The following is an 11,929-nucleotide window of genomic DNA, read 5'->3' as shown; positions in this document are numbered from 1 at the left end:
AAAAAACCGAGCCATTACTGGCTCGGTTTGATTGTGCTCGGAGTACATAGCTATTAAATCTTAGTGTCCGCTGGCAGCGCCGCCCACGATACCGCTGCGAAAATCATTGTCACTGCCGCTACGGCTTTTCAGATGGTTCTTCACTGCATCTTCCGGTGAGCCAGCCATTTCACGGAACATACCCATCGAACCAAGCAGCGCTGATGACTCGTATGGTACGAATACGCGCTCACCGTCCTTCGCCATAGTGGGTAATACCTTGATATAACTCTGACCAAGTAGGTAGCCGACTACCGTGCGCTTATTTTCTTCGCTATCACCAATGGCACTAAGCACCAGCTTGATCGACTCCTGCTCACCTTGAGCGCGTAGAATCGCCGACTCTTTATCACCTTGGGCATTAAGAATTGAAGACTCTCGCTGGCCCTGGGCCATGGCAATCGCCGCTGATTTTTCACCCTCGGCTTCAGTGACGGTGGCGCGGCGCTTACGCTCGGCGGCCATTTGCAAGCGCATTGCGGTTTCCACCTCTTCTGGCATGGCGATATCCTGCACCTCGACGCGGGAGATTTTGACCCCCCATTTAGAGGCAGGCTCTTCCATCGCCGCCTGGATCTCGTTATTCACTTCCGCGCGGGACTCAAACAGCTTATCCAGCTCCATTTTACCGACCACAGAGCGCAGCGTGGTTTTTGCCAACACCTCCACCGCTTGGCTCATATTCACCACTTCGTATACTGCCCGCTTTGGATCAATGATCTGGTAGTAGAGCGCACCGTTGATACGCACGGTGACGTTATCGGTGGTAACGACCGGTTGGCCTGGGAAATCCATGACCGTTTCGCGACGATCAATTCGGGTTTCGTCGGTAGTAATAGCGGTGTACTCCTCGCCCATTTTGCGATAGCGCAGCATGGTGATCGCTCGGGGCTGCTCAATAAAGGGAATGATAATGTTAATACCGCTTTCTAAAACGCGGTGGAACGACCCGAGGCGCTCAACCACCATCACTTCAGATTGGCGAATAATGATCAAACCTTTAGAGATGATCACGACGGCGATCAAAACGATAATCAGGCTTATTAATAAACCGGGGCTAATGGGTAAATCCATCGTTAGGGCTCCTTGCGTGGGGAATTATCTTCTTGAGGGTCAATATCGGTGGGCTGATATAGCGTGACCAGTGCAGTGGTGCCTTCAAAGCGTATAAACACAACCGACGTCCCGCTGGGTAATTCGGTTTCGCTGTTCTCAAGCACCCTGATGCGATAGAAATCGCCATTCACTTTTATGCCCGTAGCATCATCGAAGTCACGCCGCAGCGTGGTGTAGTGATTGCCTTTCTCGACGCCGGTACCTGTGGTGCCATAAGCAACGCCCCGAGGGGAGAAGCGCGGACGAATGACCATAATGCATAGTGGCAGCAGTACCCCGGTAAAAATCGCCATGCTAAGCAGTTGCCAAGGAAGCGTTAATCCCAACGCAGTGACGGCTGCTGTGAGTGCCGCGGCAATGCCCAGTGCAAGGAGTACCATCGCGCCGGAGGTTAACTCTGCCAAACTCAATAGTAGGGCGAGTACCAGCCAGCTGTAAGCTGGATTCCAGTCCATAGCTGTTTCCATTCCGTTATTATTGCGATACGTCAGCGTAACCTACTCGTAGGTATTTATCGCCCTTAGCGAACAAGTGTCGACGTCAATAAATGGTTAAAGGGTGCTATTCTGCCTGCCTTCAACAATAGCGAGCATAAAGGAGAAGGGCGTGTCGGGCGTGGTCTATTGGCTGGATATGGCGGGGGTCATCGTATTCGCGCTGTCGGGCGTTATTTTGGCGTGCAGGTCGCGCATGGACCCTATTGGCATGCTGGTGCTGGCGGCTGTGACCGGTATTGGTGGAGGCACACTGCGTGATTTAGTGCTTGGGGTAAGGCCGGTCTTTTGGGTGACGGATCCGACTTATCTGTGGGTGATTTTGGCCACTGTGAGCGTCTCGCTGGTGGGGTTTCACTATATCCATCGCCTGTCGCGGGGCTTCTTGCCTATCGCTGATGCGTTTGGGCTCGCGCTGTTCACTGTGATTGGTACGCATAAAGCGCTGCTGCTGGGTAGCTCGGGCACGGTAGCGGTATTGATGGGCATGATGACCGGGGTGGCCGGCGGGATGGTCCGTGATGTGCTGGCCCAGCGGGTGCCTATGGTGCTGCGTGAAGAGGTGTACGCTACGGCGGCAATGGCGGGAGGCATCATTTACGTGGTGCTGCATGCGCTGAGCGCGCCGCTTATGCTGGCGATTGCTGCATCAATAAGCGTGACCCTAGGGCTGCGTTTGGCGGCAATCCATTGGCATCTGGCTTTGCCGGTCTTTGCTTGGGTCACCGTGCCGCCAAAAACACACGATCAGTCGACGGCTCCGCTCTCTACCCCGAGAAAAGCCAAAGAGCGGGTCAGAATCATACGCCGTGAGCGAAAGAAACCCTAAGGGCTATACACGACATTAGGGGCTAATGGTTAAGGGCTAGCTAAACGGTTTGTTTCACGCCAGCGGTCAAACCAGCGGCGTGGTTGAATCACCCGCAACGTTGGCTCGCTCTCGTTAAGTTCTACTCCTAATCCAAGTACGCCCAGGCGCGCATAGAGCGCGCCATTAGCGTTGCGGTCAGCCAGCGTGACATCAGAAAGCAGCAGCAGTGGGCCGCCGGTGAGTGTTAAGTCCTGCAGGCTAATTTGCTCGCCGCTGATCTGTAGCTGCGCCGTGCCTTCAATATTGTGAACGTTAAGCAGCCTTCCTAACCAGTCGCTATTCCGGGCTCGGGCGAGAAATAGTCGGGCGAGTAGTCCGGTATCGCGCATCTCAAGGCGTAGCTGGCTATTGAGGCGAATAGGGTCTGCCCAGTCCAGCTCGGCATCCAGCATAGCGAGCTGTGCCCACCAGCCGGCATCTGCCGTGCCGTTTTCACTCAAGCGAGCGATATTTTCCAAGCGCAGAACAGAGTCATCGGCGGTAAAGCGGCGTGTTTCCAGATCGCCGTCGGTTAACTGTAGCGAGAGATGCAGATCACCGCGTAAACGCTGATCAAGTAACGCTAGCTCGGCGCCAAAGGCGCGCAAGGTGATTTCACCCTGGGCGTTTAAGCCTTCCAGCAACCACTCGCTTTCAAGGCTCGCTTGTCCATCCAGCAGTGTTATGCCTGCGCCCTCGGGTAGGTAACGGTTGTAGCGAGTGAAATCAGGCACCTCGGTTATCGGTAGCGCAATGCGGGTAGTGAAGTGATCGGGCTGAGGGGATTCGAGGACATCGCTAAAGTGCTCGGTTTGCGTGGTGAGGGCAAAATGGCGACCTTCCAGGTGCGGGCTGCCATCGTCTTGGCGCAGTAGGGCAACGCGGGGAATTCCAATGGAAAGCTGAGCTTGCTCGGCACTATCCAACTGAGCGGTGAGTTCGCCGCGCCCGGTGGCAAGATAATCTAAAAAAGTGACTTCGAGCTGCTTAGCATTAACGCGCAGCCGAGTAGGGGCCAACAAACGATCATCGCGAAAGGCGCCTTGGGCAAAGAGCTGGCCTTCGCCCCCAATAGACAAACCATGGGCGTCGGGCAAAAACGCGTTTAAAAAGCCTAGCTGTTGCACGCTGCCTTCAAGTACAAACTGCCCGCTGGGAACGTTGTTACGTCGTTGGAAGCGGCCATCGGTTAACACTAAAACGCTTTCTAAACGCTCACTAGGCCGGTCAATGTCGGCTACTTGCCAACTCAGGCGGGTGCCGCTGATCGTCAGTCTTGTGCCATCCATCGTTGCCTGCTGAATGGGCAGAAAAAGCTGCATATCGCTGGTTAAGGTGCCGGATTGTTCACCGTGTTGCCAGCGTGTGGTGAGTTCTTCTCCAGCTAGGTGAATCTCACCGCTCAACTGCTCTGACGCCATACTGAGCTGGCCGTGGCTAGCGGCTTGACCGCTAAGCAATTGAAGTGGTGGGGGAGCTGGCAAGATTGTGCTTAAGTAGTCTTGTAGCACGCTGATATCAGGCAGTCGCGCGTCATGCCAGCTAAGCGTCATAGTGGCTTCTTCGCGCGCGGTTTCCGGGTCAATGGGGCTGGTTGCGATGATCTCAATATCAGCCTCTTCAAGCAGTAACCGATCTTGGTGATTCAGGGTGGCCTCGGTAAAGTTAAGCGTTGCTTCTACGCCCTCTTGGGGCGTTAGTTGAGCAATGAGTGAGCCGTTACCCTGGACGGCGAAGCCGAGCGCATTCGCCATTAGCTCATTGGCTTGAATAGTTAGATGGCCATCATAAGGGCGCGACTCGCGAATATTTGCTTGCGCCTCGATTTGACCATTGCCTGACAAGCGAATGCCCTGGTTTTCAAAGGCGGTCACAAGGTGGCGGTCCAGCATATTCAAGCGGGTAATATCGCCCTGTAGCGCAAGTGTTGCCGAGGTAGGAAGATCGAGTTGATCCAGGCGCTGATTGGGAATCTGGGTGGCAAGCCTGAGCTCGGCATGCTCTGCGTAGGGCTGGGTGTCGGCCAGTGTTGCTTCCGCCAATGCTACATCGGCCAGTTGAGTCGAAAAATGCAGCTGATCGTTGTCTACCGACAAGCGTACCAGACCCTCCCCGGTGGCTGTGTGACGCGGGGGTGGGTTATCCGCGATTAGCCAGCGTGGCGAGTCATTGGGCGCACGCAAGCGTTGTTCATCCACCGCTAAGCGAAGCTCAGGGGCGTTTAGCGTGAGTTCGCTGGCGGGCTGTAAAACGCCAGCATTGAGCGCAAGCTCTCCTGTTAACGCACCGCGCCCTTCTAGGGTTAGCCAAGGCAGGGCATCCAAATACGGCATAAAGACATCCCAGGCATCCGCCTGCGCCTCAAGCTGGAGCCGCGTGGAAAGCGCTGTCAGCAAGTCGGGATTTAGCTCGCCACTGATGGCATCGACAGGCGTTATTCTATCAAGCGTTGCATCGGCGTTAAGATTAATATCACGAACTAAGGTCGCTTGATCACTCAGGCGAACTAAACGACCATGCGTAATAGCCAGCGAAAAATGAGGAACGGCTAGGGTGTCGCGACTTAACGTGGTGTCTGCTATTTGCAGTTGGCCCTCAGCTTCCAGTGCGATATCCCCAACGGTTAAGCGGCGAATGCCTTCTGCATCAAGGCTCTCGATATGCAGCTCGCCGCGCAGTAGGGCGAATAGCGATAGCGAAAGGGTGGCGCGTTCAGCCTCAATGGAGATAGGTAGTGCTTCGTCTTCACGGGCTAAATAAAGCCCCTCAACCTCCCAGCGGCCTGGGTGTCGGCTGGCGCCTTTTTCCCAGCGGATGTCGATGCCATCGAATTGAGAAATGCGGGTAGGTAGCCACTGGCTATTGAGCAGCCAATAGCTCCCCGCTATCCAGATAAGAAGGATTAAAAGTAGGCCAATCAACACCCTCGTCAGCAGGCGGGGTAGGCGGTTTTTACGAGTGTTCGCGTCAGACATAGTGGCTTTCCTAGCAGATAACTCCTGTTGGGGCGTATTTTGTGGCATTATGCGCGACGTTGGGCAGTGACGGGTTTTCGATTTCAACGCTAGGCAGGCAACAAACGCCATGTTCAAGGATTTTTACGCGCAGCGCGGAGAGTATGTTGTGATCTCCGCAGAGCAGGCCAGTCGTTTCGCCAAAGGCGTGGCGGGTGACTACAACCCTATTCATAACCCGGATGCACGCCGCTTTTGTGTCCCCGGTGATTTGCTGTTTGCGCTGGTACTCGCAACGTTTGGGCTATCGCGGCAAATGGAATTTCGCTTCACCAATATGGTGGGAGCCGACACGCCGCTTAAGTTTAGCGAAGCAGACGATGGCACGTTGCACGTCTGCGATGATAGCGGCAAGTGCTACCTGCAGGTGGTGCGCAGCGGCGAAATTACCCGCGATACGGCAGCGGTGGAAGCATTTGCACGCTGCTACGTGGCATTCTCTGGCAAAAATTTCCCCCACTATCTCAAACCATTGATGGAGCAACACGGGGTGATGTTTAACCCTAAACGCCCTTTGGTGATCTACGATAGCATGGGATTTTCGCTTGAGCGATTGGATGGCTTTTCACCCGGCTTGACGTTAAACCACTCCTCGTTAGAGGTGTATGGCAAGCGCGCTGATGCACTTTTGGATTTCTCGATTGAGTCTGCGGGCGAAGCGGTCGGCGTCGGCTCCAAAAAGCTCGTGGTGAGCGGTCTTTGTGATTATGACGCCGATGAAATGGCCGCCATTGTCGAAGAGTTTTATCGTCTCAAGGCCGCCTACGAGACGGCCTCAGCGTAGCTAACGTGCTTAATGATGGTGTTTCTTAGCCTCGTGAGAGGCTAGGTTAATGAGGGCTCCTGAACCGTTAAACCTACCGTGGTGATACGACCGCCGAGTGTTTCCAGCACTGCTAACGATATGCCCTCTATTTGCATTGAATCGCCTACCTTGGGCAGGTTAGGTAAGCTGTTGCGCAGTAGTGTATCCAGCGTCATTTGCCCATCCTGCTCCTTAATGAACAAGCCATAGGAGTGGCGTAAATCATCTATTTTTGTGCTGCCTTTTAGCTTTAATTCCTGGTCGGGGAGCTCTTCACTCACCACACCAATGGCGTCTGAAAAGACGCAGTCTATAAAGGGGCGCGTTTCTGGGCGTAGCACCACAAACAGGTGGTCGCCCGCCATTAGCTCTGTTGAGCCTCGAGGGGGAATCACATCTTTACCCCGAGTAATCATGGCGACCACCGTGGTATCGGGTAATGCCATTTGTGAAAGCCGCCGACCTGCTGCTCGTGGGTGATCACTCAGGGTGTACTCCACAATATCGGCATCTACCTCCTCCAGCGCGGTAATCTCAAGACTTGCTGCAGGTACTGCGGGGGGCATCTCGGTCAATCTTAATTTACGTGCCACGATAGGCAGAGTGGTACCTTGGATCGTTGCTGAAATCAGTACCACGAAAAACACCACGTTAAAGATTAACTCAGCGCCTTTCAGGCCAAACATAAGTGGAAAAATAGCCAAGATGATGGGCACGGAACCGCGTAAACCCACCCAGGCGACTAAACTGGTTTCACGGGCGTTAAAACCAAACAGTTTCATGATAGGGAAGACTGCAATGGGGCGTGCAATTAAAATAAGCACCGCCGCAATTAATAAACCTTCTAGCCATACATCCAGCAGTGATACGGGGTTAATCAGTAAGCCGAGTACCACAAACATGACGATTTGGCTTAACCAGGCGAGCCCGTCATGAAACAAGAAAGTGCTGCGTTGAAAAGCAATTCGATGATTGCCAATAAATACCCCGGTTAAGAAAATCGCCAGGAAACCGCTGCCGCCCAAATTGGCCGAGATGCCGAAGGAAAGAAAGCCGCAAGCAGCGACCATGACCGGGTAAAGTCCAGAGGCGACTAAGTGAATGCGGTTGATGAGTTTTACCGATACCCAGCCAACCCCTAACCCTACTAATCCACCCAGGCCCATTTGTAGAATAAGAAGCTTCAGTAATCCCGTGCCTGGCTGCATGTTATTAACCAGCACTTCCAGCAGGCCTACCGTCAAGAAAATAGCCATCGGGTCGTTCGAGGCGCTTTCAATCTCCAAGGTCGATTTAAGCTTTTTATTAATATGTATGCCAGCATTGCGCAGTAACGAAAATACCGCTGCGGCGTCTGTTGAGCCGACAATGGCGCCTAGTAAGAAACCGTCTAAAAGTGGCAGACCTAAAATATAGGCAGCGGCTAAACCGGTAATAAGAGCGGTAATTAATACCCCTAGCGTGGCGAGTAGGGAAGCAGGTTTCCAGACTTTTTTAATCGAGGACGTGGGTGTTTGTAGCCCGCCATCGAACAGGATCATCGCCAGCGCCAGCGTACCTAGCGCATGCGCGCCCGCGGGGTTGTCGAAGGCGATACCACCAATGCCACTCTCACCGGCAAGCATGCCTATCACTAAAAATAGTACTAACACTGGCAAGCCAAGACGCGCGGAGAGTTTGCTGGAAACAATGCCCACTAATATTAAAATTGCAGCAAGTAAAATGAGATGATCAACGGGAAACATAAACGGACGGCCCTTTTAAATGGTACCTACAACACGTTCTGGCAGTTAATTTCTGTGCTGCCAGCAACCATTAAGCAATCGTTAAATAACGGACTGTGATGTGGGGCGGAGCTCGATTCGGGGGGAGAATAGTGCGGCAGGAATTGGAGTAGCAGAACACTACTCTGGCTAAAACAGCGTGGTACAAAATTACTGGCGGTAGTGTGATAGTAGCGCCGGGAAATAGCTCATCACTGATAGGTAGAGCCAAACTCTCCGCTAGAGCTTCATCTGTCAGCCACTTGGTTGATTCATTTCGAATACGTAGTTTAGCGGGAAGCGAGGCAACACTATACTGGGTTGGATGACTTTGCAGATTTTCATCGGCTTGATGAAATGCCGCGAAATGGGGGGCGTGACACTGCTCAATAGCGCCAAACAGTAATACTAAAAAACAGCCTAAGAGTAGGCACCGGGAAGCCCACTGAGGCATATATCTAGCGTTTTGACCGCTCACACCATGCCGCATTGAGTCTTCCTTGAACCGACTAACCATGCTGCTGTTATACCTTAGGTGGGGGCTGTTTGCATTAGCTAGCTAAAGGCATCACGTCGACTTCGACCTCCAGACGATGCTCGCCGCCGCCGTTCATAACGCCTTTGAGCGGGGCGACATCTGCATAATCACGCCCCCAGGCCAACACCGGATGCTGCTCTCCAGCCACGGTGCCGTTGGTGGGGTCGAGAGTAAGCCAACCCCAGTCGGGAATCCAGGTTGCCAGCCACGCATGGGAAGCATCTGCGCCGATAAGGCGTGGCTGCCCTGGCGGTGGCTGGGTTTCTAGATAGCCGCTGACATAACGGGCGGCGAGACCCACTGAGCGCAAGGCGCCAATCGCCAGATGGGCGAAGTCCTGACACACGCCGCGGCGGTTGGCGAGCACCTCGCTTAGCGGTGTCGCCAGTGTGGTAAAGCTGGGGTCGTACTCAAAGGTTTGGTGAATCAGATGATTAAGCGCCAGCGCCGCTTCAACGATCGGTCTGCCTGGAGTAAAGCAGCTGTGGGCAAAGCTGGCTAGCTCATCGTTACGGCGGATAAACGGTGAGTCGAGGCGGTAAAGCTGAATATCAAAGCTGTTGTTCTGGCTAAGCTGCTGAGCAACCTGTTCCCACGTAGTTGAAGTGGTTGGTAGCGCCGCTAAGGGTTGTGTGCTCAGTGGCGTTACTACCGTGACATCCAGCGTTTGATGGACATCCTCCATCGCGAAATAGAGTACTCGATTGCCAAATACGTCGCGGCGCTCCATTTGCACCTGGGGCGCGGGGCTGATCTGAAGCTCCGATGCGCCGCACTGCTGGTGCGGGGTTTTACGCGGTAGCACCCGTGCTTCGCTATGGCACAACGTCACTGGGGCGCTGTAGTGGTAGCGAGTGGTATGGCGCAGCGTGTAGTTCATGCATCGGGCTCCATGCTGACTAACTGGCGCGGCCGCTCCACATGGCTGAAATGGCTCTGGCTGATGGCTTCACATAGCGCGCTTAAGGGGGCAATCAGGGCATCCAGCAGTTGCGCTAAGGCATCCTGCGCCTCCGGCGTATCGGCCAAGTGGCTTAAACGATCAATATCGGCCAGGTGCAGCGCCGCATTGGCTTGAATCAATAGCCGTCGCTCAGCGTTGCGGTAGGGCGATGTGCTGCCCGGTAGACGATCCATCTGGCGCTCAATGCGTTTGAGCATATAGCCCACCGAGCGGGGATTGGTTTCGTCGAACAGCAGGAGGTCGAGGATCGCTGCAGGGTGAAGCTCGCTGCGGTAGCGCCGCCGGTAGGCGGTAAAGTTGTCGGTGGTGGCGAGCACCACTTCCCATAGCGCTAAGCCCGGTGTATGGGGCGCATTGAGAGTGAGCTTGAGCAGCGAAAGCAAGCCCAGTACACGATCCAAAAAGCGGCCGATATCCATAAACCGCCAGCCGTAGTGATGCGGCATGGTTTCGTTGCATAGCCCAAAGAAGGCGGCTAGCTGTGCCGACAGCCCTTCGCAGGCGCGCCTTGCGGCGCTAGCCCCTAAACTGGGGTTAAAGGTGGCTATGCGCTGGCGCAACTGGTGGACTACCCGCCAGGAGTCGTCGCCTAAATGGTCGCGCACGCTGCGCGCATTGCGCATTAGCTGGGCAAACAGCGGCTGCAGTGCCTGGGGATCCACATCATCAAATTGGGCCAGCAGTGCGGCGCGCTTAAGCTCGAAGCCAATCAGCGGCGCCTGAAGCCGCTGTTCGTCCTCTTCGTTTAGCGTGGTGATATCCAGCGCTAGCAGCAGTTCATCGAGTAGCTGGTCGGCGATTTCATCCTGGTCGTACTCCATGAGCCTGAGCAACGCTTCACGCAGCAGACGCGCTCGAGTATCTAAGCGCTCGCCGTAGCGGCCTAACCAAAATAGGCTTTCGGCTACCCGGCTGGGTAAGTCAGTGCCGTCACGGGTGGCCACCACCGGGCCGCGGGCCTGGCGTAACTGGCTAACATGGGGCTGGGGAGCAGCGGCGGTGACCCACACATCCTTAACGGTAGTGCTGCTTAATGACGGCGAGCCAGGTTCACCCACCCAGGCTAAACCGCCAGGCATCACTTGGTACTCACTTGCTTCACTGCTTTTGCCTTTGGCGTTGTTGTGGATGGCGCTGGCTGGCGTGCGGGTCACAAAGCAGCGTAGGTTGAGGGTGGTGGGCTCGAGCCGCTGTAGGTAGCTATCAAACACCGGTGCAGTGGCGGACACCGTCGAGGCATCGGCGTTGGGCAACAGCAGGGTTTCACCCAGCAGGTGTTCGCACAGCATCGGTAAGTAATCGGCTAATACGGAGGCTTCCAAAATACCTACCCCCAAGGCGTTGGATAGCGCCACGCCGCCTGCGCGCATGGCTTGCAGTAGCCCCGGTACGCCAAGCTGTGAATCACCGCGCAGTTCCAGTGGGTCGCAGTAAGCATCGTCGCAGTGGCGCAGCACCACATCCACCGGCTGTAAACCGCCTAGCGTGCGCAGCCATACCTGGGTATCGCGCACGACTAAATCCTGGCCTTCTACCAGCGCAATATTGAGATAATTGGCAAGGTAAGCGTGCTCAAAATAGCGTGGGCTCCCTGGCCCCGGCGTCAATAAGATAAGCGTGGGGTTGTCGCGATGCTGGTAGGCCATGGCGATCAGAGTACGGTGGTGCAGGTCTAGAAATCCCGCTAGCCGCTTTAACGGTGCATTGCGGTACATATCCGGCAGGGCGCGGGCCATCAGTATGCGGTTTTCAAGCGCAAAACCGGTACCTGACGGCGCCTGTAAGCGATCTGCCATCACCCGCCACTGGCCTTTTGTATCCACAATGACATCCACACCGTGGAAGTTGATCGCTGCGCGGTCATTGGGTAGTGACTGGTGGCAAGGCAACAGCAAGTGCGGTGATGCAAGTAACGCTTGGCTTGGTAATAGCCCCGCTTCAAAGAGCGTTTTGGGCCCATAAATATCATCATAAAGGGCACTCAACAGGCGACTGCGCTGGATTAGCCCCACTTCCAATGTCTGCCACTGAACTTCATCAATCACCCAGGGCAGCGGATCAAGCCGCCACGAACGTCCCTGGGTGTCATCGTGCATATTAAAAATCACGCCGTTCTCAGCCAGCAGGCGCTGTATTTCTTCATGCTGCTGCAAGCGTCCCGTAGGGCCCATACCTTCAAGAGAGCCGAGTAAGCTCTGCCAACCGGGGCGCAGTTGCCCCTGGCCATCGAGCATGGCGTCAAAGGTGCCGGGCTGTCCCTTGCCTAGCTGATGTAAGTAATCCTCAACGAGCCCGTTAGCCACGGGCGCGAGAAGGGAGGGAGAGACAGGGGCCGTCATTATCCTT

Annotated in this window: 8 protein-coding genes; 2 read left to right on the top strand and 6 right to left on the bottom strand. The window is 55.0% G+C overall.

What is annotated here, in order from left to right; all coding sequences use genetic code 11:
• Positions 1–60: 60 nt before the first annotated feature.
• Positions 61–1,113 carry an SPFH domain-containing protein gene (locus QT230_RS08275; protein ID WP_308321138.1) on the bottom strand — a complete coding sequence of 351 codons (1,053 nt, stop codon included), beginning with the start codon at positions 1,111–1,113 and terminating at the stop codon, positions 61–63.
• Between the two features lie 2 nt (positions 1,114–1,115).
• Positions 1,116–1,610, bottom strand: coding sequence for a nodulation efficiency, NfeD-like protein (locus QT230_RS08270; protein WP_308321137.1), 495 nt, complete (start codon positions 1,608–1,610; stop codon positions 1,116–1,118).
• A gap of 151 nt (positions 1,611–1,761) precedes the next feature.
• Between QT230_RS08270 and QT230_RS08265 the strand changes: the two genes are divergently transcribed.
• Complete coding sequence (locus tag QT230_RS08265; RefSeq protein ID WP_308321135.1) at positions 1,762–2,478, top strand: trimeric intracellular cation channel family protein; 717 nt, start codon at positions 1,762–1,764, stop codon at positions 2,476–2,478.
• Positions 2,479–2,507: 29 nt separating this feature from the next.
• Here the strand turns inward: QT230_RS08265 and QT230_RS08260 are convergent, their stop codons facing one another.
• Positions 2,508–5,474 carry a hypothetical protein gene (locus tag QT230_RS08260; RefSeq protein ID WP_308321134.1) on the bottom strand — a complete coding sequence of 989 codons (2,967 nt, stop codon included), beginning with the start codon at positions 5,472–5,474 and terminating at the stop codon, positions 2,508–2,510.
• 109 nt (positions 5,475–5,583) lie between these two features.
• Here QT230_RS08260 and QT230_RS08255 point away from each other — a divergent pair, with 109 nt between their 5' ends.
• Positions 5,584–6,297, top strand: coding sequence for a DUF3581 family protein (locus QT230_RS08255; RefSeq protein WP_308321132.1), 714 nt, complete (start codon positions 5,584–5,586; stop codon positions 6,295–6,297).
• 41 nt (positions 6,298–6,338) lie between these two features.
• On the opposite strand, the gene QT230_RS08250 is transcribed toward QT230_RS08255, so the two are convergent.
• The 3 genes from QT230_RS08250 to QT230_RS08240 all read right to left on the bottom strand — a co-directional run bounded on the left by QT230_RS08250 (position 6,339) and on the right by QT230_RS08240 (position 11,922).
• Complete coding sequence (locus tag QT230_RS08250) at positions 6,339–8,063, bottom strand: potassium/proton antiporter (protein WP_308321131.1); 1,725 nt, start codon at positions 8,061–8,063, stop codon at positions 6,339–6,341.
• Between the two features lie 569 nt (positions 8,064–8,632).
• Positions 8,633–9,499 carry a transglutaminase family protein gene (locus QT230_RS08245; protein WP_308321130.1) on the bottom strand — a complete coding sequence of 289 codons (867 nt, stop codon included), beginning with the start codon at positions 9,497–9,499 and terminating at the stop codon, positions 8,633–8,635.
• Positions 9,496–11,922 (bottom strand): circularly permuted type 2 ATP-grasp protein, encoded by a 2,427-nt coding sequence (locus tag QT230_RS08240; RefSeq protein ID WP_308321129.1) that lies wholly within the window; start codon positions 11,920–11,922, stop codon positions 9,496–9,498. Before QT230_RS08240 ends, QT230_RS08245 begins: the two co-directional genes overlap by 4 nt.
• Positions 11,923–11,929: the final 7 nt, after the last annotated feature.

The sequence above is a fragment of the Halomonas sp. SpR8 genome, from assembly GCF_031010195.1.
Taxonomy (GTDB): Bacteria; Pseudomonadota; Gammaproteobacteria; order Pseudomonadales; family Halomonadaceae; genus Vreelandella.
This window is presented reverse-complemented; position numbering and strand designations above follow the sequence as displayed.

Excerpts from the sequence above, each read along its gene's own strand:
- QT230_RS08275 (WP_308321138.1), bottom strand. The coding sequence starts at position 1,113 with ATGGATTTACCCATTAGCCCCGGTTTATTAATAAGCCTGATTATCGTT.
- QT230_RS08270 (WP_308321137.1), bottom strand. The coding sequence starts at position 1,610 with ATGGACTGGAATCCAGCTTACAGCTGGCTGGTACTCGCCCTACTATTG.
- QT230_RS08250 (WP_308321131.1), bottom strand. The coding sequence starts at position 8,063 with ATGTTTCCCGTTGATCATCTCATTTTACTTGCTGCAATTTTAATATTA.
- QT230_RS08255 (WP_308321132.1), top strand. The coding sequence starts at position 5,584 with ATGTTCAAGGATTTTTACGCGCAGCGCGGAGAGTATGTTGTGATCTCC.
- QT230_RS08240 (WP_308321129.1), bottom strand. The coding sequence starts at position 11,922 with ATGACGGCCCCTGTCTCTCCCTCCCTTCTCGCGCCCGTGGCTAACGGG.
- QT230_RS08245 (WP_308321130.1), bottom strand. The coding sequence starts at position 9,499 with ATGAACTACACGCTGCGCCATACCACTCGCTACCACTACAGCGCCCCA.
- QT230_RS08260 (WP_308321134.1), bottom strand. The coding sequence starts at position 5,474 with ATGTCTGACGCGAACACTCGTAAAAACCGCCTACCCCGCCTGCTGACG.